The sequence below is a fragment of the Polaromonas sp. P2_G11 genome (genome assembly GCF_056403595.1).
The window spans coordinates 80,805-103,348 of sequence record NZ_JBFUFE010000003.1; the positions used below are offsets into that span (position 1 = coordinate 80,805).

The 22,544-nt window shown below is 63.1% G+C and carries 20 protein-coding genes; 5 read left to right on the top strand and 15 right to left on the bottom strand.

Annotated elements, in window-relative coordinates:
* Positions 1-170: 170 nt before the first annotated feature.
* From AC1DWQ_RS11065 to AC1DWQ_RS11075, 3 genes are all read right to left on the bottom strand, one after another.
* The gene (locus AC1DWQ_RS11065) at positions 171-1,538 is read right to left on the bottom strand and encodes a DUF1501 domain-containing protein (RefSeq protein WP_477669689.1); all 1,368 of its coding nucleotides are present in this window, start codon (positions 1,536-1,538) and stop codon (positions 171-173) included.
* A gap of 122 nt (positions 1,539-1,660) precedes the next feature.
* A complete protein-coding gene (locus AC1DWQ_RS11070; protein ID WP_477669690.1) occupies positions 1,661-3,094 on the bottom strand; it encodes a DUF1800 domain-containing protein in 1,434 nt (477 codons plus the stop codon).
* 118 nt (positions 3,095-3,212) lie between these two features.
* Positions 3,213-4,208: a quinone oxidoreductase family protein gene (locus AC1DWQ_RS11075; protein ID WP_477669691.1), complete on the bottom strand. Its 996-nt coding sequence runs from the start codon at positions 4,206-4,208 to the stop codon at positions 3,213-3,215.
* A 141-nt stretch (positions 4,209-4,349) separates the two neighbouring features.
* On the opposite strand from AC1DWQ_RS11075, the gene AC1DWQ_RS11080 reads away from it, so the two are divergent.
* The 3 genes from AC1DWQ_RS11080 (at position 4,350) to AC1DWQ_RS11090 (ending at position 7,824) form a co-directional block, all read left to right on the top strand.
* A complete protein-coding gene (locus AC1DWQ_RS11080) occupies positions 4,350-5,249 on the top strand; it encodes a DMT family transporter (protein ID WP_477670202.1) in 900 nt (299 codons plus the stop codon).
* A 336-nt stretch (positions 5,250-5,585) separates the two neighbouring features.
* Positions 5,586-5,822 carry a hypothetical protein gene (locus AC1DWQ_RS11085; protein WP_477669692.1) on the top strand — a complete coding sequence of 79 codons (237 nt, stop codon included), beginning with the start codon at positions 5,586-5,588 and terminating at the stop codon, positions 5,820-5,822.
* 13 nt (positions 5,823-5,835) lie between these two features.
* The gene (locus tag AC1DWQ_RS11090; RefSeq protein WP_477669693.1) at positions 5,836-7,824 is read left to right on the top strand and encodes an AAA family ATPase; all 1,989 of its coding nucleotides are present in this window, start codon (positions 5,836-5,838) and stop codon (positions 7,822-7,824) included.
* 95 nt (positions 7,825-7,919) lie between these two features.
* On the opposite strand, the gene AC1DWQ_RS11095 is transcribed toward AC1DWQ_RS11090, so the two are convergent.
* The 9 genes from AC1DWQ_RS11095 to AC1DWQ_RS11135 all read right to left on the bottom strand — a co-directional run bounded on the left by AC1DWQ_RS11095 (position 7,920) and on the right by AC1DWQ_RS11135 (position 16,949).
* On the bottom strand, positions 7,920-8,777 hold the full coding sequence (locus AC1DWQ_RS11095; RefSeq protein ID WP_477669694.1) for an ABC transporter permease: 858 nt from the start codon (positions 8,775-8,777) through the stop codon (positions 7,920-7,922).
* Complete coding sequence (locus AC1DWQ_RS11100; protein ID WP_477669695.1) at positions 8,774-9,661, bottom strand: ABC transporter permease; 888 nt, start codon at positions 9,659-9,661, stop codon at positions 8,774-8,776. Before AC1DWQ_RS11100 ends, AC1DWQ_RS11095 begins: the two co-directional genes overlap by 4 nt.
* Positions 9,661-10,758 carry an ABC transporter ATP-binding protein gene (locus AC1DWQ_RS11105; protein ID WP_477669696.1) on the bottom strand — a complete coding sequence of 366 codons (1,098 nt, stop codon included), beginning with the start codon at positions 10,756-10,758 and terminating at the stop codon, positions 9,661-9,663. Before AC1DWQ_RS11105 ends, AC1DWQ_RS11100 begins: the two co-directional genes overlap by 1 nt.
* 134 nt (positions 10,759-10,892) lie before the next feature.
* On the bottom strand, positions 10,893-12,086 hold the full coding sequence (locus AC1DWQ_RS11110) for an ABC transporter substrate-binding protein (RefSeq protein WP_477669697.1): 1,194 nt from the start codon (positions 12,084-12,086) through the stop codon (positions 10,893-10,895).
* Positions 12,087-12,158: 72 nt separating this feature from the next.
* Complete coding sequence (locus tag AC1DWQ_RS11115) at positions 12,159-13,439, bottom strand: glucarate dehydratase family protein (protein WP_477669698.1); 1,281 nt, start codon at positions 13,437-13,439, stop codon at positions 12,159-12,161.
* Positions 13,440-13,450: 11 nt separating this feature from the next.
* Positions 13,451-14,515: a Bug family tripartite tricarboxylate transporter substrate binding protein gene (locus AC1DWQ_RS11120; protein ID WP_477669699.1), complete on the bottom strand. Its 1,065-nt coding sequence runs from the start codon at positions 14,513-14,515 to the stop codon at positions 13,451-13,453.
* Positions 14,516-14,681: 166 nt separating this feature from the next.
* Positions 14,682-15,725, bottom strand: a complete 1,044-nt coding sequence (locus AC1DWQ_RS11125; RefSeq protein WP_477669700.1) for a LacI family DNA-binding transcriptional regulator — start codon at positions 15,723-15,725, stop codon at positions 14,682-14,684.
* A 37-nt stretch (positions 15,726-15,762) separates the two neighbouring features.
* Positions 15,763-16,137: a hypothetical protein gene (locus AC1DWQ_RS11130; RefSeq protein ID WP_477669701.1), complete on the bottom strand. Its 375-nt coding sequence runs from the start codon at positions 16,135-16,137 to the stop codon at positions 15,763-15,765.
* 17 nt (positions 16,138-16,154) lie between these two features.
* The gene (locus AC1DWQ_RS11135; protein ID WP_477669702.1) at positions 16,155-16,949 is read right to left on the bottom strand and encodes an SDR family oxidoreductase; all 795 of its coding nucleotides are present in this window, start codon (positions 16,947-16,949) and stop codon (positions 16,155-16,157) included.
* 70 nt (positions 16,950-17,019) lie between these two features.
* Between AC1DWQ_RS11135 and AC1DWQ_RS11140 the strand changes: the two genes are divergently transcribed.
* Positions 17,020-17,589 (top strand): SH3 domain-containing protein, encoded by a 570-nt coding sequence (locus AC1DWQ_RS11140; RefSeq protein WP_477669703.1) that lies wholly within the window; start codon positions 17,020-17,022, stop codon positions 17,587-17,589.
* A 22-nt stretch (positions 17,590-17,611) separates the two neighbouring features.
* Entirely contained in the window at positions 17,612-18,673 is a 1,062-nt protein-coding gene (locus AC1DWQ_RS11145; protein WP_477669704.1) for a M48 family metalloprotease, read from the top strand.
* Positions 18,674-18,818: 145 nt separating this feature from the next.
* Here the strand turns inward: AC1DWQ_RS11145 and AC1DWQ_RS11150 are convergent, their stop codons facing one another.
* From AC1DWQ_RS11150 to AC1DWQ_RS11160, 3 genes are all read right to left on the bottom strand, one after another.
* On the bottom strand, positions 18,819-19,733 hold the full coding sequence (locus AC1DWQ_RS11150; protein WP_477669705.1) for a DMT family transporter: 915 nt from the start codon (positions 19,731-19,733) through the stop codon (positions 18,819-18,821).
* Between the two features lie 42 nt (positions 19,734-19,775).
* Positions 19,776-21,386 carry a gamma-glutamyltransferase family protein gene (locus tag AC1DWQ_RS11155; protein WP_477669706.1) on the bottom strand — a complete coding sequence of 537 codons (1,611 nt, stop codon included), beginning with the start codon at positions 21,384-21,386 and terminating at the stop codon, positions 19,776-19,778.
* A 124-nt stretch (positions 21,387-21,510) separates the two neighbouring features.
* The gene (locus AC1DWQ_RS11160) at positions 21,511-22,479 is read right to left on the bottom strand and encodes a Bug family tripartite tricarboxylate transporter substrate binding protein (protein ID WP_477669707.1); all 969 of its coding nucleotides are present in this window, start codon (positions 22,477-22,479) and stop codon (positions 21,511-21,513) included.
* Between the last annotated feature and the right edge of the window lie 65 nt (positions 22,480-22,544).

A 22,544-nucleotide genomic window follows, 5' to 3' on the forward strand; every position in this document is an offset into this window, starting at 1 on the left:
TCTGCTGCGCAGTTTACTTCGCCCGTACCAACCGGACATTACAAACCTGCCGGCCAGGCGGGAAGCATCAGCTCCGGAAATTTATTTGCTATTAATTTAATAGCTTCTCGCGCTTACCCCTATTGGATAAAACGGCTAAAACCCTTGAATTCGGGCGCAAACCTGCGAAGCTAGGCTTTGACGAACAAACCGTCCAGTCGCTTGTCCCACCTGGCCCCTGGCAACACATCAGCCAGCTGCGCATCGCCAAATGCAAAGGTCCCCCGCAGCACCTGAGCCAGCACCGCGCGGTAATCGTGATGCGCCGGCAAGTCGCGTCCTTCGTTGAGTTGGGCCAAGCCCGTCCACTGGCCATGCCAGCGTCCGCCGGCGACACGGTTGCCCATGAGCCACATGGCGTTGCCAAAGCCGTGGTCGGTGCCGCGTGTGCCGTTTTCGGCGCTGGTGCGCCCGAATTCGCTCATCACCACGACGACATCGCCGGGTTCGGAAAAATCCTGGCGCAGCTGCGCGATGCCGCGCGCCAGGTTGCCGAGGTTGTTGGCCAGCTGGCCGGTGGCGGCGCCCTGGTTGGCATGGGTGTCCCAACCGCCTGCCGACAAAAAACCGAGGCGCAGTTTGCGGTCGTTGCGCATCAGCGTGCCCAGGTGCTGCGCATCGAGTTGCAGGCCCACGGGGTCGGCCGCGCCATTGCTGGCTGCCTGCATTTGCGCGTTCAGCGCCTGCGGATTACCGGGCGTGCCGTCGCGGTCCAGGCGCTTGTCTGCCATGCGCCTGCTGTCTTCCGCCATTTTCTCGGTCCTGGCATTTTTCTGTTCCGTGAGCTCCTGCGCACTCTGCATGCGGCTACCCGCACCCTGGCGGAAGGCTTCGCTGATCTTGTCATCACCGGCATACAGATCCATGAGCGCCTGGCGGGTTCTGTCGTTGGCCAGCACCCCGGTGCGTTCAGCAGACTGGCCACGCGGAATCAACCTGACGGCCGCCTGCCCGCCCAGAATGGCGGGGTTGGCCTCGCCCACGCCGAGAGCGGCGGCGCCCGGTGCAGCGGCCTTGCCCAGGCCCGCTGTGGTGTTGAGCCATCCCGGTGCGCTGCTGGTCTTGCCGCCCTGCGCAATCTCCATCTGGTACTGCGCGTCGAAATGCGAACGGTTGGGCGCGGGCAGGCCGGCCGCGGGCACAAAACCCAGAACACCTTGCTGCCACAGCGGCAGCAGCGGGGCCAGCGCGGGATGCAGGGCAAAAGTCCTGTCGAGCTTCAAGGCGGTTTGCGCCGTGCCGTCGGGCGCCGCGATCGCGATGTTGGGGCGCAAAGCGTAGTAGTCCTTGTCGGCGTAGGGCACAAAGGCCGACAGGCCGTCATACGCGCCGCGCAGGAAGACGATGACGAGGCGCCCACCGTCCAGGCTTGACCGGCTTGCGGGCAAGGCTTGCGCCCACACGCCGGGCGCTGCCAGCGAAAAGGCGGACAACGCGCCCAGGCCCAGCAGCCGGCGGCGTTGCTGCAGATTCGCCGATGAAGAAAAAATGGAGTTCATAGGAGTCCTTGTTGCGGCATATTCCCTGTCCAGATCAAGCGTGAACGCGAAGGCCCGCCGCAGACAGTGCTACAGCACGGCAAGGCGGGCCGACAAAGTGCACGTTTGATTTGGACATGGAATTATTTGCGCATGAAGTCGGGGCTGGCCAGCATCAGGCCGGTGCGCATCTGCGCGGGTTCCTGCGCGATGCGCTCGCGCGTCGCAATGCTGAAAAAGGCGTTGAGGTAAGACGGCTCAGCTGTGCGCTGGGCCAGGCCCATGGCGTAATCGGCGCGGCGCGTCAAAGCCTCAGGCGCAAGCCAGGTACCTGCATCGGTTTTATAGCCGTCGGGCGTTTGCCAGCCATGCATGGGCTGGCCGGCCTGCGCCAGGAAGCCCAGGGTTTGCACGACGTCGCGGCGCTCCTTGACGCCCCCGGCCGCAGTGAGCGCCGAACAGGCAAAGTCCAGCGGGGTTTTAAACAACTGGTTGTCTTGCGCCCAGAACTCCGGTGATTCGATCAGGGTGCGCATCACCGCGCGGATGTCGCCCTGGGTCGCCGTGAAGGTAGTTGCCAACCGGTTAACCAGTGCGGACGAGGGTTTGTCGGCCACGAAGAAACTGGCCAGCCGGATAGACACACGCCGCGCCGTCTCGGGCCGGCGCGCCAGGTAGCGAATGGCTTCCTCGCCTTCCGCAACGCCCTCGCTGCCAAACGTACGGCCCAGCAGCACCTTGCCTTCCTTGTCGTGAAGGCGCTCGGCAAAACGAAAACCCTCGCCGTCCTTGAGGTTCACCGTCCAGCCGGTGAGGATGCGGGCCAGTTCGTGCACGTCTTTTTGCGTGTAGCCGCTGTTCACGCCCAGGGTGTGCAACTCCATCAACTCGCGCGCGTAGTTTTCGTTAAGGCCGCGGCTGTTGCTCTGCGCCTGGTCCAGGTAGAACAGCATGGCCGGGTGCCTGGCGCTGGCCAGCAGCAGGTCTTCAAAACGGCCCAGGGCGTTGGCGCGAATCACATTGATCTCGTAGTGGCCGACAAAGGGGCGCACCGGTCCCTTGCCGACGAACACATTGAGGTGGTTGAACCAGAACTCGGTCATGCGGGCCAGCAGCGGATTTTCCAGCGCCGGATCGCTGCAGGACATCAGCCGCCAGGCGGCCGCGCCCTGGGCCATCTCGCGGCTGAATTTTTCGCCACCTGTATCGGCCGCGGCGGCCATACCAGGCTTGGGCGTTTCGCGCGCGGCCTTTCGCGCCTCCCGCTCGGCCTGGAAGCTGCGCGCAATGTCACCGAGCGGTGCGTTGATGCCGGCAAGTTCGGCAGGAAGGTTGGGAGGACGCAGGCTTGCGGCATAGGCCACATCCAGCTGCTGCAACGCCCAGGCGCGGGGTGAGGCCGCAGCGGCCTGCGTCGAGGCCGGCGTGGGTGCATACCCCAGGCGCGAAGCGGCGCGCCATGTGGCGGCAAACTTGGCCGGCGGCGGCGCGGCATCGGCCTGCGCCTGCGCCGCCGGAGCGGCGAGGCAAGCCAGGAAGGCCGCGAGCATGCTGGCCTGGATAGTCACTGTGGGCATGGTGTTCTCCTGCAGCCCTTTGTAACGCATGCGGCACGCCTTGCGTTGAATACCCTCTCCAGCTTTACACAGGTTTACCGCACAAAGGCCTATGCCCTGGGGCAAATTCGCTCTTCTTTTACAGCGTCAGGATGGTGCAGCCCGTGGTCTTGCGGGCTTCAAGCGCACGGTGCGCCTCGGCAACGTCGGCCAGGGCAAAACGCTGGTCTATAGGAATATGGACTTTGCCGCTGATGACCATGGCAAACAATTCATCCGCCATTTCCTGTGTGGTCTCACGCGTCGCAATGTGGGTAAAGAGCGTCGGCCGTGAAACGTAGAGCGAGCCTTTGGCAGCCAGCAGGCCGATGTCCAGCGGCGGCGTCTTGCCCGAGGCATTGCCAAAGTTGGCCAGCAGGCCAAAGGGGCGCAGGCAATCCAGTGACTTGAGGAAGGTGTCCTTGCCGACCGAGTCGTACACCGCCTTCACGCCCTTGCCACCGGTGATCTCCTTGACGCGGGCCACGAAGTCTTCTTTCGCGTAGTTGACGGCAAAGGCCGCGCCCTGCGACAACGCCAACGCGCATTTCTCGTCAGAGCCGGCGGTGCCTATCAATTGCAGGCCCATGGCCCTGGCCCACTGGCAGGCGATCAGGCCCACGCCACCGGCGGCCGCGTGAAACAACACATGGTCGCCGGGCTGCAGGCCGCCTTGCGGCTGCGTGCGGCGCAGCAGGTACTGCGTGGTCAGCCCCTTGAGCATCATGGCCGCGCCGGTTTCAAACGAGATCGCATCGGGCAGCTTGCACACACACTTGGCCGGCATCACGCGCACTTCACAGTAGCTGCCGGGCGGCTGGCTGGCATAGGCCGCGCGGTCACCCGCTTTCAGGTGGGTCACGCCCTCACCAACAGCCTCGACGATGCCGGAAGCTTCCATCCCCAGTTGAAGCGGCATGGCAAGCGGGTAGACACCGCTGCGTTGGTACACGTCGATGTAGTTCAAGCCAACGGCCTTGTGACGGATGCGTATTTCGCCCGGGCCGGGGTCGCCTACCGTCACGTCTACCAGTGTGAGTTCTTCAGGTCCGCCGTGCTGGTTGATGCGTACGGCTTTGGAGGTGATGGAGGCCATGGATTTCCTTGCAAAGGTTGCAGATGGAGAAAGAAAAAGGGGTGGCCGCCATGGTGCCATGAATCGAAATGGGCCGCAGGCGCCGAGGGTTGAACCCCGTATGGCGAGAGGAAAACAGTCATGCTTGATAAAGTCCCCGTCATGACCCAACGCCTCACGCCCGCCACTGCCACGCTGCTGGTGGTCCCTCCCTTGCTCTGGGCCGGCAACGCCGTCGTCGGCCGCCTCGTCACTGGCCTGGTGCCGCCCATGACGCTCAACTTCCTGCGCTGGGCCCTGGCCTTCGTGATCCTGTTGCCGCTGGCCTGGCGCCTGCTCAAACCGCGCAGCAGCCTGTGGCCTCACTGGAAACGTTTCGCGGTGCTGGGCCTGCTGGGTGTGGGTTGCTACAACGCCTTGCAGTATCTGGCCCTGAAAACCTCCACACCGCTCAACGTGACGTTGGTGGCGTCCAGCGTGCCGATCTGGATGCTGATTGTGGGGGCGCTGTTTTTTGGCCAGGCTGTGTCGAAGCGACAGATCGCCGGTGCCGTGCTGTCGATTGCCGGCGTGCTGGTGGTGCTGTCGCGTGGCCAGTGGGAATTGCTCATGCAGGTGCAACCGGTGCCCGGTGACCTGTACGTGCTGCTTGCCACGCTGGCCTGGGCGTTTTACAGCTGGCTGCTGTCGCAACCCAAAGAGCCGGCGGAAATCCGCCGCGACTGGGCCGCCTTCCTGCTCGCGCAAATCGTGTTCGGACTGGCCTGGTCGGGCGCGTTTGCCGCCGGCGAATGGGCGTTGACCGACGCGCACATCCAATGGGGCTGGCCGCTGGCCGCAGCCCTGCTGTACGTGGCCGTGGGACCCGCGGTGATTGCCTATCGTTGCTGGGGCATGGGCGTGCAGCGTGTCGGGCCGGCGATTGCGGGCTTCTTTTCCAACCTCACGCCGCTGTTCGCTGCGCTGCTGTCGGCGGCCTTTCTCGGTGAGTTGCCGCACCTCTACCATGCGCTGGCTTTTATGCTGATCGTGGGCGGCATCGTGGTGTCGTCGCGGCGCTGAATCGCGCAGCAATCAGCGCAACAGCGGTTTGATTTTCACAACACATTGCGAAAAAACGCTGCATAAAACTTGCCAAGCCCGCGCGGGCTCTTCAAAATCCGTTCCTTGCTTTGAGCCACTGCGCAACGAATGACCTTGTGCAGCCACCCTTGAAGCCCTCAAGACCCATGACTTTGTTCACTCACACCTGACGCACCCTCCACTGCCCCCGGCTGGATGTGGTGTCAACCATACCCAGCCCTGCGGGCAGTCGGTGCCGTGCCTTCACGTGTGAAGCGCGCTCCGCGAACCCCAGGCTGATTTTTCGCCGGGGTTTTGCTTTTTCGGAGCGTGCACATGAGTGCCAAAACTTTTTCCCGTGACTTTGCCGCAGGCAAGGTCAAGCATTTGCGGCGCATGAAGCAGCCGCTGGCTTTGACCTTGCCGCCACCCACACCGCGCAATCCCGTGGTGCGGGCCCTCGTCCAGCGTGCCATCACGTCGGGCGCGGGCAAACATATTCGCAGCGCCGGCGCTCACCGCCGGGCTGAAACCGTGGCTTTGCAAAAAGCCCTCAAAAATTTGACTGACTGACATGAAGAACGATATGACAACCGAGACGGCGGCCGCAGCCCGCGTGCCGCCCGAACTCATGCGCGAACGCAGTGCCCACCTGGCCCTCGTCGCCACCGAGCTGAAAACCGAGCTGTTCGGTATTGACGACATCATCGACCGGGTGATCGAGTCGATCCGCGCCTGGTACGTGCTGCCGCACATCATCCGCCGCCCGGTGATCGTGTGCCTGTGGGGCCTGACCGGCACCGGCAAGACCCAGCTCACGCGCCGCCTGGCGCAAAAGCTGGGTTTCTACGACCGCTTTGTCGAAGTACAGATGGACGGCTTCAGCAACGGCAGCAGCTGGCGCAGCGCCGACTCCATCAGCGGCATGCTGGCGGAGTCCGCCGTTGCCGAGAGCGAGCCTGGCATTCTGGTGCTGGATGAATTCCAGCGCTTTCGCACCATCAACGAAAAGGGCGATGAGGTCGCCGTCAAACGCTACCAGGACGTGTGGCAGCTGCTGTCCGACGGGCGCCTGCCGCCGTCGCTGTCTTTTCTGCAGGAGCTGGAATCGTCTCTGGCTTTCTCGCTGTATGACCACGAACGCGAGGAACAGGCTGATGAAAAGCCTTCCAAGGACGGCGTCCAGGCCAAAAAGCTGAAGTTCGCCCTCTCGCCCTACCAGGCTCAGGAATTCAAGCAAAGCCTCAAGCTCAAGGAACCACTACAGGAGGTGATGACCTGGACACCCCAGCAACTGCAGGAGCGCATGCTGGCGTTCAGGGCATCGACCGACTCGTGGGAAACGGATTACAGCCGCTTGCTCATCATCGTTTCGGGCAACCTCGACGAGATGTATGAGGGAACCGCCAAACGCGTGGAAGACTGCGACACCGATGCCGACATCTTTCATGCACTGACGAAAAAACTGTCGGTCATTGACGTCAAGAAGGCTCTGGGAGAGCGCTTCAAGCCCGAGCAGATCGCCCGGCTGGGGAACAACCATGTGATCTACCCCTCGCTGAGCCAGGCCACGTATGAGCGGCTGATCCGCAGCACCTGTGCCAGATATGTTGGTGAAATGCAGGCGAGTGCAGGGCTGTCTTTTGATCTGCATGAATCGGTGTACCAGGGAATTTATGCCAATGCGGTCTTCCCGGCCCAGGGCACGCGCCCGCTGTTCTCGTCGATTCACGCCATCCTGAGTGCGCCGCTGGTGAATGCCGTGCTGTGGGCGTTTGAGCATGATGTGCCGGCGGACACCACGCTGCACGTGAGGCTGGACACCGCCACGCAATCCCTGCACGTCAGTCATGGCGATTGCGGGGGCGGGAGCATCGCCTACCCCGTGCCGCTGGACCTCAACCAGCTCAAGCAGCGCGCCAGCCCCGACTTTCGGGCCTTGCTGGCCGTGCACGAAGCAGGCCACGGCCTGGCCTACGGCCGCCTGTTCGGCCATGCGCCTCAGGAAGTCAAGATCAACGTGGCATCCTTCGAGGGCGGCTACAACAGCTATGTGCGCATGAAGGCCGAATCACGTCAAAGCTGCCTGGACCGCCTCTGCGTGGGCCTGGCCGGCCGCGCCGCCGAGGCGCTGGTGTTCGGCGACGATGCCTGCACCACGGGCAGCGAGAGCGACTTCAAGAACGCCACCGCCCTGGCCGCACGCTTTGTGCGCCACTTCGGTTTCGGCAACCGGCTGAGCCACACCGACGTGACCCACGACATGGACGACAACCTCAACACCGATGTTGAGCCGACCAACGCCGAGATCGAGGCCCTGCTCGCGCAGGCGTACGCGCGCGCACAGGAGATTCTCAAAACCGATTCGGCCTTGCTACTGAGCATCGTGGACGAACTGCTGGAAAACGGCCAGGTGAGCAAAGAGAAAATGGCCAGCCTCCTGGGGGTCGCCATCGCGAAGGAAGAACAGATGCTTGCGCCGTATGCGGAGCAGCTTCAGGTGTTCGGCCTGCAGCACGCGTTGATGCAGCGTGTCGGCGGCATGGCGCCATCGCTGGAGCCCTCACTGGAATGATCCGCGTGGGCAAAAAAAAGCACGGAGAGCAGCCCAGCTGCTTTCCGTGCCCAATTTCCACCAACGGAAATCTTTGCAGGCCCCGGTTCAGTTCATCAAGCCTTGCCCGGATGCTCCTTGACACGGCTGACCAGCTGCGTGGGGTTCACGAAACGCAGCGCAATCAGCAACCACAGCACCGTGATCGCCATGTAGATCATCGCCATCGCGTCGACCGATTGCCCTGCGCGCACGCCGGCGGCAAAGACCGCGTAGTAAAGCGCCACCACCAGCGTCTGGGTGTCGGGGCCGGCCACCAGAAAGGTCAACTCGAACATCGCCACCGTCCGCACCAGCACCAGCAGGCCCGCCGCCAGCACACCGGGCGCCAGCAGCGGCACCAGGGTGTAGAGGAACATCTGCCGCGTGTTGGCGCCAAAGACGCGCGCCGCAGATTCGATGTTGGTGTCTATCTGCTCGACAAAAGGCGTCATCACGAGGATCACAAAAGGCAGAGCCGGAATCATGTTGGCGATGATCACGCCCGGCAAGGTTCCGGCCAGGTGCAGTTGGTACATCACGGTGGCCAGCGGAATGCCGTAGGTAATCGGCGGCACCATCAGCGGCAGCAGAAACAGCAGCGTGATCAACTTTTTGCCGCGAAAGTCCTTGCGTGCCAGTGTGTAGGCGGCGGGCACACCGATCAGCAGCGACAAAAAGACCACCGAGAACACCACCACCACCGTGACCACCAGCACATGGCCCAGCTGGAATTCCTTCCACGCCGATACATACCAGCTGAGGGTGTAGGCCTCGGGCAGCCAGGTTCCCAGCCAGCGTGTGGCCACCGAATTGGTGGCCACCGCGACGATCAGCAGGCCGACGTTGACCAGAAAGAAGGAGATGACACCCCAGATCAACGCACGCCAGGCACGATCGCGTAGCGGGCTGGAGTTGCGCGCCGCGGCACTCATCCCTTGCCTCCGGTAACAGGACCGCGGTAGAACAGACGGCGCAGGCCCAGCGCCGCAGCGACGATCGCCAGTTGAGCCAGGCCCATGATCATGGCGACAGCCGAGGCCAGCGAATAGTCGTACTGCTCAAAGGCAGCTTCGTAGGCCGCAATCGCAATCACCCGCGTGGTACCGGCCGGCGAGCCCAGCAGCACTGCAGATGGGAAGACCGAGAAGGCCTGAACAAAACTCAGGCAGAAGGCCATGACCAGCCCGGGCGTCAGCAGCGGCAGATAAATGTAGCGAAAGCGATTCCAGCCGTCTGCGCCCAGCGTCGCTGCCGCACGCGGCAGCGCCGGATCAATACCGGTGATGTAAGAGAGGATCAGCAGATAGGCAAACGGGAAACCGGTGATGACCAGCGAAATCAGCACGCCCCAATAGTTGTGCGTGAGCCGGATCGAACCTTCGTAAAGATGGAGCCAGCGCAGTGTCTGCGCCAGCCAGCCCTGCGGGCCGAAGTAGGTCAGCATGCCTTCGGCGATCAATACTGTGCCCAGCGTCAGCGGCACCACCAGCAAGGTAGACAACAGGCGCTGGTAAGGGCTTTTGGTCCGCGTGGCATAGGCGATCGCCAGTGCGAACCCGATATTGATCAACGTGGCCGGCAGGGCCAGCTGCAGGGTGTTGCCTATGGTCTGCCACAGGTCGCGCGTCTGGAAGAAATGAATGTAGTTCTGCAGCACCCCGCCCTGCGCCGGCTGAAAGGACAGCAGCAGGCCGTAGGCGAAGGGGTAGACAAAAAACATGATCATCACCGCGGCCGCCGGCGCGACCAGCATCACGGCCGGGTCCAGCGGCGGGCGCGAACGGTTAACCGGCGAGGGCGTGGCAAATGTGGCCATCAGGACTCCTCCGCATAAACCAGAACCCGTTCCGGCGCCGCAACCAGCATCACGGTGTCGCCAGGCGAGACCACGCGCGCGGAACGCACGTAGAGCAAATCGTCGAATGCCGTCCTGACCTGGAGAAGCCATTCACGGCCGCCGTACTCCGCGGTTTCCACTGTCCCTGGGAATGCATGCGCGCCCTCACTGATCGCGATCTCGTCAGGCCGCACGGCCACCATCACGCCGGCGCCGTCAGTCAATGCTTGCATGGCCGTGCCCGCCAGACGCACGCCGCCTACACCTTCGACCGTGACATGGTCACCGCCTGAACGCAGCACGCGGGCCGGCAGAACATTGCGGTAGCCCATGAAGCGCGCCACATCCAGCGTGGCCGGCCGCGCGAACACCTCTTGCGGCGTGCCGACCTGCTGCACCACACCCAGCTTCATCACCACCACACGGTCAGCCATGGCGAGCGCCTCGTCCTGGTCGTGCGTCACATACACCGTGGAGCAGCCCTGAGCGCGATGGATACGGCGTATTTCAGAGCGCATTTCAATGCGCAGCTTGGCGTCCAGGTTGGACAGCGGCTCATCCATCAGGATCAGCGGCGGTTCGATGACGATGGCACGCGCGATAGCCACGCGCTGCTGCTGCCCGCCCGAGAGCTGCCCGGGCAGCTTGTCCGCGTGTCCCAGCAGTTGCACGGTGTCCAGCGCCGCCGCCACGCGCCTGTCGATTTCTGCCGCCGGCATGCCGCGCATCTTCAGGCCGAAGCCCACATTGCGGCTGACCGAAAGATGTGGGAACAGCGCGTAGTTCTGGAACACCATGCCAAAGCCGCGCCTCTCCGGTGGCAGCGTATCGATGCGTTGCTGGTCCAGCCAGATACTTCCGTCCGACAGCGGCAGCAGCCCCGCCATGCAATTGAGCGCGGTGGACTTGCCGCAGCCCGAAGGGCCCAGCAGCGCGATGAACTCGCCACGCTCTATGGTAAGCGAGAGTTTCTCGAGCGCGTGGGCGCCGCCGAAGCTGCGGCTCACGCCGTCCAGGCGCAGCTGCCTGAACTCGTTTTTTCCCGCGGGCCGTCCCGCGGTGTTGGGCATCACCATGTCAAAAACCTTCTTCACACCCGCAGCGGGCTTGCTTGTTATTCAAGGGCCGCGTTCAGAGCCGTGCACAAAACCCGGCGAAGCGATCCTGGCTAGGCGGCGCAACAACGCCAGGAGGGTTTTGTGTGCGGCTCTTACTTGCCTTTGCCGGAACCGATTTCCTGATCCCACTTCTTGAAGGCGGCGACCATGGCCTTGTCATCCAGCGGCTGGGTGTGCGGCTGCTTGGCGATCCAGTCGGCGTACTCGGGGCGGCCGTATTCCTTGATGATGTCCTGGCTCTTTTGCGGCGCAGCGGTCAGCGGAACGTTTTTCACGGCCGGGCCGGGGTAAAAGTAGCCGGAGTCATAGGTCAGCGCCTGCTGCTCGGGTTTGAGCAGGTAGGCCATCAGTTCCATCACCGCCGCCTGACGGGCGGCGGGCAAGCCCTTGGGCATCGCCATGTAGTGCGCGTCATTAACCCAGGTGAAGCCGTTGAGTGCCGCCACCTTGAACTGCTTGGGCACCACGCCCAGCGCGCGCGGATTGATATCCCAGCCGGTCACCGTAACGGTCATGTCGCGCGAGCCTTCTCCGAGCTCCTTCATCACGGCGCCGGTGCCTGTGGGGTAGTACTCGATGCAGCTGTTGAGCTCTTTCAGGTAAGCCCAGGTCTTGTCCCAGCCGGCCATGGGTTCCTTGGGATCCTTGTCGCCGAGCAGGTAGGGCAAGCCCATCAGAAACGTGCGGCCCGGGCCCGAGTTGGCGGGGCGAGCGTAAATCAGCTTGTTGGGGTTGGCCTTGCACCAGGCCAGCAACTCAGCCGGTGTTTTAGGCGGTGCCTTGACCTTGTCGGGGTTGTACTCGAGCAGCGGGCCCGCAGGCATATAGGTCACCATGACGGCCAGGCCGTTGGTCAGGTCCTGCATCTTGCGGGCGCTGGGCTGGTAGTTGTCCATCAAATTGGGGAACTTCGCGGCATGCGCAGGCAGCATGGGCTCCCAGAGATTGAGCGCCATGCCGGCAGCCAGCGCATCGGTGCCGGTCAGTACCAGGTCGATGTCAGTGCGGCCAGCGGCCTGCATGGCCCGGATTTTTCCGGGCAGCTCGGGTGCCGGCGCCTTGGTGAAGGTAATGCGCGACACCAGGTTCGGATTTTTCGCAGCAAAACTTTCCAGTGCCTCCTGCGTCAGCGCCAGGTTGCCCGCCACGTCGACGACATTGAGCGTCACGGGCTCCGCATGGGCCGTTCCGGCCATGAATGCAGATATGCCCGCGAGCGATGTCAGAAAGCCTGCGGCCCACAGGCCCCGGGCCAGGCGGGACTTCAAATACTTGAACTTGCTCATGATCTTGTCTCCTTCGTTGTTGGTGTGAACTGCAAACAGGAAATGGAAAAATGCGAGGCTCCTGCCGGCCTCTTAAAAACGCGGGCTGATGCCGGAAAACCCCGGCTGGTACTTGCGCATCTGCGCGAGGTCGTTGCGGTTGCGGATGCCGCAATCCAGGTATTGCCGGTGCAATTCGGCCAGCTTGGCCTGGTCTAGTTCGACGCCCAGGCCGGGCGCCGTCGGCACCTTGACTGCGCCTTGGTCGAATTGGATCCGTCCGCCCTTGATGACTTCTTCTTCTTGCCAAGGGTAATGCGTGTCGCAGGCATAGGTAAGGTTGGGAATCGCGGCGGCGGCGTGCGTCATGGCCATCAGGCTGATGCCGAGGTGCGAGTTCGAATGCATGGACATGCCCATGCCGAAAACGCTGCACATGCGCGCCAGTGAGGCCGTGGCGCGCAGGCCACCCCAGTAGTGGTGGTCTGACAGCAGGATACTGACCGCATGCGTGGAGGCATTGCGCTTGAACTCCTCCATCGTGGTGACGCACATGTTGGTCGCCAGCGGCATGCGGCAGTGCCGGGCCAGCTCGGCCATGGCCTCCTGGCCGGGTGCCGGGTCTTCGTAGTATTCCAGCAAGTCATCGAGTTCTTTTGCGGCGGCGATGCTGGTCTCCAGCGTCCAGTTGGCGTTCGGGTCCAGCCGCAAGGGCACACCGGGGAAGGCCTTGGACAGCGCCTTCATGGCGGCGATTTCTTCAGTCGGCGGGAACACACCGCCCTTGAGCTTGATGCTCTTGAAGCCATAAAGGCTCACCATCCGCTGCGCCTGCTTCACAACCTGCTCAGGCGTAACGGCTTCGCCCCAGGCGTCGGGTGCATAAGGTTTGTCAGCGTGCTCTGCGTATTTGTAGAACAGATAGGCGCTGTAAGGCACCTCTGCGCGTACGGCACCGCCCAGCAAGTCGCACACGGGCATGCCCAGGATCTGCCCTTGCAGGTCGAGCATGGCGACTTCCATCGCACTGATGACCTTGTCGGCATTTTTGGCAGTGTGCGAGCCCGGTGCAAGCTCGAACTGCACGCTGCCGTCAGTGGCGTGTCCGGGCTTGATGGCTGCGCGTACGCGCTCTTCCATGACGTTCAGCCCAAACGGAGACAAGCCGAGGACCAGGGCACGGGCCTGCTCCAGCACTTTCACCATGGGCTCGTCACCATAGGTTTCAGAGATGCCAACGCGCCCGTCCGAAGTTTCCATCTCGACAATGCTGCGCAGCGCCCAGGGCTCGTGGATACCGCTGGCGTTGAGCAGCGGCGCATCGCGAAACGCGATGGGCGTGATTCGGACTGCGCTGATTTTGATACTTTTCATCCGCCCAACCATCATTCAGCCTTGATGCCGGCGACCTTGATGACCCGCGTCCAGCGGTCCAGCTCCCGTGCCACGAACTGTGTGTATTCCGTACTGCCCTGGGCCGGCACCACAAAACCGTTGGCCTCCATCCGCGCGCGGATGGCGGGGGACTGCATCGCGTTGACAGCGGCAGCTTCTATTTTGTCCACAATGGGCTTGGGCGTGCCTTTGGGGAGCGACAGGCCGGACCACGACAGAGCGGAGAAACCGGGGTAACCCGATTCGTGAATGGTGGGCACGTCCGGGTACAGCGGATTGCGCGCCAGGCTGGTCACAGCCAGGGCCCGGAGCTTGCCCGCCTTGATATGCGGCAACGCCACATCCTGGTTGATGAACATCAAGGGTATCTGTCCGCCGAGAATATCCGTCAGCATGGGGCCGCCGCCCCGGTAGGGAATGCCGACCATGAACAGGGGCTTGCAGTTTTCTTTTTTGACGCCCGAGCAGGTGCCGACGGTTTGCTTGAGCAGCTCCATCGCCATGTGCCCCGAGGCCGCAGGCACATAGCCATAGCTCAGTTTGCCGGGATTGGCTTTCCCGTAAGCAATCAGCTCCTGGAAGGTGTTAAAAGGCGCAGAAGGATGGACCACCAGCACGTTCGGTCCTGAATGGACCTGCGTGACGTGGATGAAATCCTTGACAGAGTCGTAGCCGAGCTTGGGGTTGAGACCGTGCGCAACCGCATTCTGGCCAACACCTGTTTGTATCAGCGTATAGCCATCGGGCGCGGCTTTGGCGCCCTTCTCTGTGCCGATGACCCCGCCCGCGCCGCCGAGGTTCTCCACAATCACGGGCTGCTTCAGGGCTTTTGTCAACTCTTCCGCAATCATGCGTCCCATCACATCGCTGGTGCCGCCTGCCGGGAACGGAACAATCAGCTTGATCGCCCTCGACGGGTAGTCGGTCTGGGCCTGAACTGGAAGGGCCAGCAGGCCCACGGCCGCAGCCGCGCACACGAAAGCGGCCCTCGCAGCCTTGGCGCCAATAGCGGTTTTGAGAAACCCGCGCCGCGCACGCATAGTGTTCTGACTCATGTTTGTCTCCTTTTTATTTGCCGGCGGCAAGGTCGGTGGCCTGCATCGCATTAGCAAAACAAGGGGCTGGGGCCGCCTGACAACAGAAAATTAATTGACTATTGCCTCAACCAATTTGTTAGCGCTAACAAATGAATATTAGGATAAAGGCCCACCGTGCGTCAAGTCAGGCGCTGGCTCTTTTTACTATGAGAAACCCTAGGTCTCGCACCCGCGCGCCGACGTCGCGGTTTTCAGCGACGTCGAGGATGAATCGGGCCGCCTGACGACCTATGGATGTGCCGTCGATACGCACCGTGCTCAGGGAGGGATGGGTAAAAGCAGCAAACGGGAGATCACCAAAACCCATGACCGCCACATCACCCGGAATAGACAGACCCAATGCCTGGGCCTCGGTGATGACGCCGTGGGCAATGACGTCGGAACCACAAAAAACCACATCAATATCAGGATGACGCGCGCGCAGGTCGGCGAAACCGGCCCTGCCGTTGGCCAGCGATGAAGGCGCAGGCACGGTACAGACCGGGATGCCGTGCACGCCCAGCTCGGCCAGCCGCGCCTCGAATCCGGTGCGGCGGCGCATGGCGCGCTGGTCTTCCGCGATGACCACACCGGGCCGGCGAAAGCCCTGGTCGTACAGGTAGTCTGCTACCGCCGCGCCGACTTTCTCGTGGGAGAAACCCACAATCATGTCTATGGGCGTGGGCGTGATGTCCCAGGTCTCGACGATGGGAATACCCGAGGCCAGCAGGCGGCGCCGCCCTTCCGGCGAATGCATGATGCCGGTCAGCACGATGCCGTCGGGCCGTCGGCCCACGATGGCATCGATCAACGCGTCTTCGCGCGCGCCGCCGTAGCCGCTTTGCCCAAGGATCAGCTGGCAGCCGGCCTCGGCCAGTGCGTCGGTCAGCGCCTGTATGGTTTCCAGGAACACCGGGCCGGCGATGGTGGGCACCAGGGCCGCCACCAGGCGGCTGCGATTGGACGCCAGGCCGCCGGCGATGAGGTTAGGCACATAGCCGCTGCGCGAAATCGCGCTGCGCACGCGCTCCAGGGTTTCGGGGGACACGGCCGCCGGTGTGTTGAGCGCGCGCGACACCGTGATGGCCGAAACACCGGCCAGGCTGGCCACGTCGCTGAGGGTGATGCCGCCGGTTCCGGGGCGCGGGGCGCGCTTGGCTTTTCGCAGCGTCTCTGTGGGTGACTTCATGCCCGAATGTTAACGCTAACTTGAGTGCCTTCGGCACTCAATCCTGGTCCAGGCCGAAGTGCCGCCTGAACGCATCGCAAAACTCCGCGGTCCCGCTGAACGACAGGGTCAGCGTGTGCCGCGGCTTGCCGGGCGTGCCGGCTTCCACCTTCAGGCGATGTGCTGCCTCGTCATAGCGCAAGGCCTCGGGTGCCGTCATCTCCTGCATGCCATGCAGGTCGTAGTCCCAGTCAAAGCCTTCCTCGAGCGGGCCGCGCCGCCCGGGGAATTCCGCATGCGCCCACGCCAGCACCTGGACGACCTCGGCGTGCGCGGCCTGCACCTGCTCGGGCCAGGTTGACGCTACAGCCTCCAGCGTGCCCGTGCCGTCACCGTCTTCCGCGTAATCGAAGTGGAGGTAGTCCAGGCTCAAGGGCGGGCGCTTAATGCTCAATAGGTGCCCGGATAGGCCCCGCCGTCGGCCAGCACGTTCTGCCCTGTCATGTAGGCGGCATGCATGCTGCACAGGAAAGCGCAGATGGCGCCGAACTCTTCGGGCGTGCCGAAGCGCTGGGCCGGGATGTTCTTGCGGCGCGCGTCCATGATGGCCTCAAGAGGTTGACCGGTTTTTTGCGCCGCGCCGCTCATGGTGCCGCGCAGGCGGTCGGTGTCGAAGGCGCCCGGCAACAGGTTGTTGATGGTGACGCCCTGCGCCGCGAGTTTGGTGCGTGCCACGCCGGCCACGAAGCCGGTCAGCCCGCTGCGCGCGCCGTTGGACAGGCCCAGGATGTCGATGGGCGACTTGACCGAACTGGAAGTGATGTTGACGATGCGCCCGAAGCCGCGTGCCGCCATGCCGTCGACCGTGGCCTTGATCAGTTCAATGGGGGTCAGCATGTTGGCATCCACCGCCTTGAGCCAGGCATCACGGTCCCAGTCGCGGAAGTCGCCGGGCGGGGGACCGCCGGCATTGGTCACCACGATGTCGAAGTCCTTGCGCAGCGCAAAAACCGAGGCGCGGCCTTCGGGCGTGGTGATGTCGGCGGCAACATACTGAACGCTGGTGCCCGCGGGTTTGGCCTTGTCCGCCTTCAGTTTTTCAGCCGCGGCCTTCAGCGTTTCTTCGCCGCGGGCCACGATCTGCACATGCACGCCTTCGCGCACCAGCGCCTCGGCGCAACCCAGACCCAAACCCTTGCTGGCGCCGCAGACCAGCGCCCATTTGCCTGCAATACCCAAATCCATAATAATTCCTCATTACAACCACGGGGGAGAGCGGCTCATGATACTGAGTAAATACAAAATGCAGGCGGGAATGGTTATCGCTCCCCTGCTCACATCCATGCTGGTTTTCAGTGCGGCGGCACAGGCCCAGCCGCAAGGCGAGGCCGTACTGATCAAGCGCGCAGCCCAACTGCGCGAAGGTCCGGGCGAATCGGCCCGCAGCCTGGCCCCGCTGCCGGTTCAAACCTCGGTGACCCGGCTGGGCGAGCGCAACGGCGCGTGGATCAAGGTCCGCACTGCCGACGGCACCAGCGGCTGGGTGCACATGTTTGACATCACGGCCCCCAGCTCGCAGGCCGGTGCCGGCACCGGTGCACTGCGCAGCCTCTCGAGCTTTTTCAACAAGGGCAGCGCACAGGCGCCGGGCGGCGCAGTTGCCACATCCACCGTCGGCATTCGCGGCCTGGGTGCGGAAGACCTGGCCAATGCCGTTCCCAACCTGGCGGCCGTGGCGCAAGCCGACGCCAACCGTGCGAACGCTGCGCAAGCCAGGCAGTTCGCGGGCGGTGCCTCGCTGAACGTCCGGCAGGTCGATCCCCTGCCCACACCCACACCGCCGGCTGCCACACCCAGCACCAGAACCGAACAATACGGCGGCTAAAAACAAGACAAGAGGCAGCGCAATGAATCTTCACACCCTCCAAACACTGGCAACGCCCGCACGCCATGCGGTTTTTGCATTGGCCCTGCTGGCCGGCCTGCTCCCTCTGGGCGCTCATGCCCAGGATGCGGGCAAGGCGCTGGGCGGCCTGTTCCAGTCACTGATACGCCCGAACCAGCCGGCGCAGCCCGCCCCCGCGCAACCCAACTCAGCGGCCGGTCTGGCCGGCGCGTTGCTGGGCGCCAGCCTTACACCGGGCGGACAGCAGGCGGCCCAAGGTGGTGACCTGTTCCAGCTGTTGTCGCAGTCGCTGGATCAGATTGACGAACCACGTGAAATCCAGATCGGCCAGCAACTGGCCGCCGTGCTACTGGGCAGCAAACCGCTCTATCCTGACGTGGCCGCGCAGCGCTATATCAACCAGCTGGGCCGCTGGATCAGCCTGCAGTCATCGCGGCCCGACCTGCCCTGGACCTTCGCCATCCTCGACGACCCCGGCTTCAACGCATTTGCCACGCCAGGCGGTTATGTCTTCGTCACCAAGGGCCTGATGGACCGCGTGGCGGACGAAAGCGAACTGGCCGGCATCCTGGCCCATGAAATCACCCATGTCACAGCCAAGCACCACCTGATCGCCATGAACAAGGCGGCACGCGCCGGCCTTCTGACGCAGGTGATCAGCTCTCAGCTGAAGAACGACCTGGGCGGCCTGGTGTCGTCGCAGTTGCTGGCGCTGGGCAAGAACATGTACACCAAGGGGCTGGACCAGCAGGACGAGTTTGACGCCGACCGTACCGGCGTGGCTCTCGCCGCGCGCGCAGGGTTCGATCCCTACGGCCTGGTGGCGGTGCTGCAGCAACTGCGCAGCGCAGCGCCTGACGATGCGCTATTCGCCCTGTCGCTCAGCACCCATCCACCGGCACAGGTTCGCCTGAACCAGCTTGAGCAGGCCATGGGTAACCGGCTCGATGCTTACGCGGGCCAGCCGTCCGTCACGGTAGCGCAGCGAATGAGCGCTTCGAACCGCCGGCCTACCGCGCAGGCACCCGCACCCACGCGCACTACCGGCAAGAAAACGAACTAGGACGTAACGGGCCTACGACGGCGGCACTTCTTCACCAACCGGGGCCGCGGGACTGGCTTTGCCAGACCGCAGGCGCAGCGGCCCCTGGGTAATGAAAAGGGGCAGGGAGAAGCCGCAGGCTACACGAAGTGAGCAACCGTGGGGGCTATCTGGTTCTGGTAAAGACGAATATTCCGGCGATGACTAAAACCGTCCCCGCCGCCACCCAGGCCGTGAACGGCTCACCCAGAATCAGCACACCCATCAGGATGGTGGACATCGGGCCCACCATGCCGGTTTGCGCGGCCATGCTGGCGCCGATGCGCTCGATCGCCATCATCACCATCAGCACGGGTGCAGCCGTGCACAGCGTGGCATTGAGCAGTGACAGCCAGATTACCTCCGGCGCCACGGCTGCCGCGCTCATGGGACGCAGCAACACAAACTGCAGCAGGCAACACAGGCAGGCCACGGTGGTAGCCAGCCCCACCAGGCGCAATGAGCCGAGCCGCCGGACCATCTCACCGCTGTAAACCAGATAAAGCGCGTAGCTCACCGCGCTCAGGAACACCAGCAGCGCACCCCAGGCAGCGTCCGCACCCTGCAGCGTGATCTCGTGACCGAACACCAGCACCACACCGCAATAGCTGATGGCCATGCCGACAATTTGCAGCGCGCCAACTCGGCGCTTGTACAACACCAGGCCCAGCAGCAACACCAGCGTGGGATTGAGATAGAGGATCAGCCGCTCCAGCGAGGCACTGATAAATGCCAGGCCAGCGAAGTCCAGGAAGCTGGCGAGGTAGTAGCCGGTAAAACCGAGCCAGAGCACGCCCAGCCAGTCCTTGCGCGTCAGCGGCGCCTTGCCCCGGCTGGCCCACCACGCCATCACCGCAAAGATGGGCAGCGCAAACAGCATGCGGTACATGATCAGCGTGACGGCGTCGACGCCGTAGCGATAGGCCAGCTTGACGATGATGGCTTTACCGCTGAAGGCAATCGCTCCGAAAGTGGCGAGCAGCAAGCCGGGCGCTATGCTTTTGGTAGCTGCTTGCGCATGACCTGCTTGGTCTGCAGGCATTTTTATATCGGATGTGTCGGGCGTATCGGTCAAGGTGGTTGCTTAGAAACCCACGGCCTGGCCGTCACGGCGTGGATCGCTTGCCGCGACATAACCCTCGACCTTGGGATTGCCGGCACGCCAGATGAACTGACCAGCGCCGAAGTCCTGGTAGGAGTCGTTGATGACTTCCATACGGTGGCCACGGTCGGCAAGGCCCTGCACGGTACTCGGGTCCATCGTGGCCTCCACATTGATCTCCAGGCCGGCGTTGTAGCGCCAGCGCGGCGCATCGCAAGCCACCTGTGGGCTCTGGCCGTAGTCCAGCATGCGCACCAGTGTCTGCATGTGGCCCTGCGGTTGCATGTTCGCGCCCATCACGCCATAGCTCATCACGGGTTTGCCGTCCTTGCTGAGGAAGGCCGGAATGATGGTGTGGAAAGGCCGCTTGCCAGGCGCGACCTGGTTGGCGCCCGTCTGCAGGCTGAAGGCGTGTCCGCGGTTCTGCAGGCTGATGCCGAACTCCGGCTCGACGCAGCCCGAACCAAAACCCATGTAGTTGCTCTGGATGAAGCTCACCATCATGCCGTTCTCGTCGGCCGCCGTCAGGTAGATCGTTCCACCCTTGACGGGGTTGCCCGCGCCAAAGTCCTGTGCCTTTTTCATGTCGATGAGTTTGGCACGGGATGCAAGGTACGCGTCATCGAGCATTTGCTCGGCCGTCACCTCCATTGACGAGGGCTCGGCCACGTACCGGTAAATATCGGCAAATGCCAGCTTCATGGCTTCGATCTGCAGGTGCTGCGAATCCACGCCGTCAACCGGCAGCCCGGCCACATCGAACTTATCAAGGATGCCCAGCGCAATCAGCGCCGCAATGCCCTGCCCGTTCGGCGGAATTTCGTGCAGGGTATAGCCCCGGTACTCCTTGCCGATGGGTTTGACCCATTCCGGCTTGTAGCTTTCAAAATCTTTGGCGGTGATGCTGCCGCCGTTTTGTGCGGAGAATTTTTCGATGGCCTGGGCAATGGCGCCACCGTAATACGCCGTGCCCCTGGTTTGCGCAATCGAACGCAGCGCTTTGGCCGCGGCCTTGAACTGGAACAGCTCACCAACATTCGGCGCCCGGCCCCAGGGAAGGAAAGATTGGGAAAAACCTGGCTGCGACTTCAACTCCTCCGTAGCAGCCGCCCACTTCTGCTGCACCACGGGCGGCAACAAATAGCCGCGCTCGGCGATTTCAATCGCAGGCTCCATCAGGTCGGCGAAGGGCAGCTTGCCGAAACGCTCGCTCAAGGCTACCCAGCCGGCCACCGCGCCCGGTACGCTCACGGAATCCATGCCGCGCTTGGGAGGCGTCTGCGCATCGCTGCCGTATTTGCGCTTGAAGTAATCCGGCGTCCAGCTTTGCGGCGCGCGGCCCGATGCATTCAGTCCATGCAGTTCCTTGCCGTCCCAGAGGATGCAGAAAGCATCGCTGCCCAGGCCGTTGCTGACAGGCTCGACGATGGTCATGGCGGCTGCAGCAGCGATCGCGGCATCTACTGCATTGCCGCCCTTGAGCATCATGCGCAAACCGGCCTGTGCGCCCAATGGGTGCGAAGTCGAAACAACGTTGCGGGCAAACAGCGGCAGGCGGGTGGAGGTGTAGGGGTTGCTGTAGTTGAAATTCATGGGTCACCTGTTGAAGGCAAGGCAAAGAAAAAATGGGTGCCGGCGGTCACGGTGTGCAACCGCAGGCGGGAAGTCAAACTGACCGGCATCGTCACGACCAGGCGGCGCGATGCGGTGAAAGGCATCAATCGGCGCTGATTTTCCGCTCGACAATGATTTTCTTCCACCTGGCCGTGTCCGTCTTCACCATGGCCGCAAAGGCCTGCGGCGTGCCACCCGTGGGTTCCGCGCCCAGCCTGGCAAAGCGGTCTTTCACATCGGCATCGGCCAGGGCTGCGTTCACGGCCTGGTTGACCTTGCCTGCCAGGTCTGGCGCCATGCCTTTGGGGCCGTAAACCCCGAACCAGGTGACCGACTCAAAGCCCGGCAGGGTTTCCGCCACCGCTGGCAGATCGGGAGCGAGCGCCGTGCGTTTGAGGCTGGTGACCGCAAGGACCCGCAGCTTTCCATCCTTCACATGCGGCATGCCGGTGACGAAGGAGTCGAACAGCACGTCGATCTTGCCGCTGATCAGGTCCGGCATGGCCAGCGCCGTACCGCGGTAAGGGATGTGCAGGATGAAGGTCCCCGATTGCGCCTTGAAGTACTCGCTCATCAAGTGGATGATGGTGCCGTTGCCGCTGGACGCGTAGTTCAAACGCCCGGGGTTCTTGCGTGCATGATCGATAAATTCGCCCATGGACTTTGCCGGCGACGTGTTGGGCACCAGCACCACGTTGGGTGAACTTGCCACATAGGCAATCGGCGTGAAGTCGGTTTCCGCGTTGTAGGGAATTCGGGAGTTGACGGCCGGCCCGATGCTGTGGGTGCTTGAAGTCGCCAGCAGCAGCGTGTAGCCGTCAGCAGGCGATTTGGACGCCGCATCGGCGCCTATCGTGCCGCCGGCGCCCGGCCGGTTTTCGACCACGACCGTCTGGCCGATTTTCTCGCCCAGCTTTTGCGACAGGGCCCGTGCCAGGATGTCCGTCGCACCGCCTGCCGGAAACGGCACGATCATGCGAATGGGTTTGGACGGGTAGTTCTGGGCCATGGCGGGGCCCGCGAAAGTTACGGCGGAAGCCGCAGCCAGGGAAATAATATGTCTACGTTTCATCTGGCCATTGTGCAACGATTTTGAGCGCCGACTATGTGGCAAACAGGCAAAACAAAAGGCACCCG

What these genes read in the sequence shown, in the direction of transcription:
- AC1DWQ_RS11120 (WP_477669699.1), bottom strand. Translation starts at nt 14,515, where the DNA reads ATGAGTCAGAACACTATGCGTGCGCGGCGCGGGTTTCTCAAAACCGCT.
- AC1DWQ_RS11160 (WP_477669707.1), bottom strand. Translation starts at nt 22,479, where the DNA reads ATGAAACGTAGACATATTATTTCCCTGGCTGCGGCTTCCGCCGTAACT.
- AC1DWQ_RS11140 (WP_477669703.1), top strand. Translation starts at nt 17,020, where the DNA reads ATGGTTATCGCTCCCCTGCTCACATCCATGCTGGTTTTCAGTGCGGCG.
- AC1DWQ_RS11145 (WP_477669704.1), top strand. Translation starts at nt 17,612, where the DNA reads ATGAATCTTCACACCCTCCAAACACTGGCAACGCCCGCACGCCATGCG.
- AC1DWQ_RS11100 (WP_477669695.1), bottom strand. Translation starts at nt 9,661, where the DNA reads ATGGCCACATTTGCCACGCCCTCGCCGGTTAACCGTTCGCGCCCGCCG.
- AC1DWQ_RS11150 (WP_477669705.1), bottom strand. Translation starts at nt 19,733, where the DNA reads ATGCCTGCAGACCAAGCAGGTCATGCGCAAGCAGCTACCAAAAGCATA.
- AC1DWQ_RS11065 (WP_477669689.1), bottom strand. Translation starts at nt 1,538, where the DNA reads ATGAACTCCATTTTTTCTTCATCGGCGAATCTGCAGCAACGCCGCCGG.
- AC1DWQ_RS11090 (WP_477669693.1), top strand. Translation starts at nt 5,836, where the DNA reads ATGACAACCGAGACGGCGGCCGCAGCCCGCGTGCCGCCCGAACTCATG.
- AC1DWQ_RS11085 (WP_477669692.1), top strand. Translation starts at nt 5,586, where the DNA reads ATGAGTGCCAAAACTTTTTCCCGTGACTTTGCCGCAGGCAAGGTCAAG.
- AC1DWQ_RS11070 (WP_477669690.1), bottom strand. Translation starts at nt 3,094, where the DNA reads ATGCCCACAGTGACTATCCAGGCCAGCATGCTCGCGGCCTTCCTGGCT.
- AC1DWQ_RS11075 (WP_477669691.1), bottom strand. Translation starts at nt 4,208, where the DNA reads ATGGCCTCCATCACCTCCAAAGCCGTACGCATCAACCAGCACGGCGGA.
- AC1DWQ_RS11125 (WP_477669700.1), bottom strand. Translation starts at nt 15,725, where the DNA reads ATGAAGTCACCCACAGAGACGCTGCGAAAAGCCAAGCGCGCCCCGCGC.
- AC1DWQ_RS11135 (WP_477669702.1), bottom strand. Translation starts at nt 16,949, where the DNA reads ATGGATTTGGGTATTGCAGGCAAATGGGCGCTGGTCTGCGGCGCCAGC.
- AC1DWQ_RS11095 (WP_477669694.1), bottom strand. Translation starts at nt 8,777, where the DNA reads ATGAGTGCCGCGGCGCGCAACTCCAGCCCGCTACGCGATCGTGCCTGG.
- AC1DWQ_RS11080 (WP_477670202.1), top strand. Translation starts at nt 4,350, where the DNA reads ATGACCCAACGCCTCACGCCCGCCACTGCCACGCTGCTGGTGGTCCCT.
- AC1DWQ_RS11155 (WP_477669706.1), bottom strand. Translation starts at nt 21,386, where the DNA reads ATGAATTTCAACTACAGCAACCCCTACACCTCCACCCGCCTGCCGCTG.
- AC1DWQ_RS11110 (WP_477669697.1), bottom strand. Translation starts at nt 12,086, where the DNA reads ATGAGCAAGTTCAAGTATTTGAAGTCCCGCCTGGCCCGGGGCCTGTGG.
- AC1DWQ_RS11115 (WP_477669698.1), bottom strand. Translation starts at nt 13,439, where the DNA reads ATGAAAAGTATCAAAATCAGCGCAGTCCGAATCACGCCCATCGCGTTT.
- AC1DWQ_RS11105 (WP_477669696.1), bottom strand. Translation starts at nt 10,758, where the DNA reads ATGGTGATGCCCAACACCGCGGGACGGCCCGCGGGAAAAAACGAGTTC.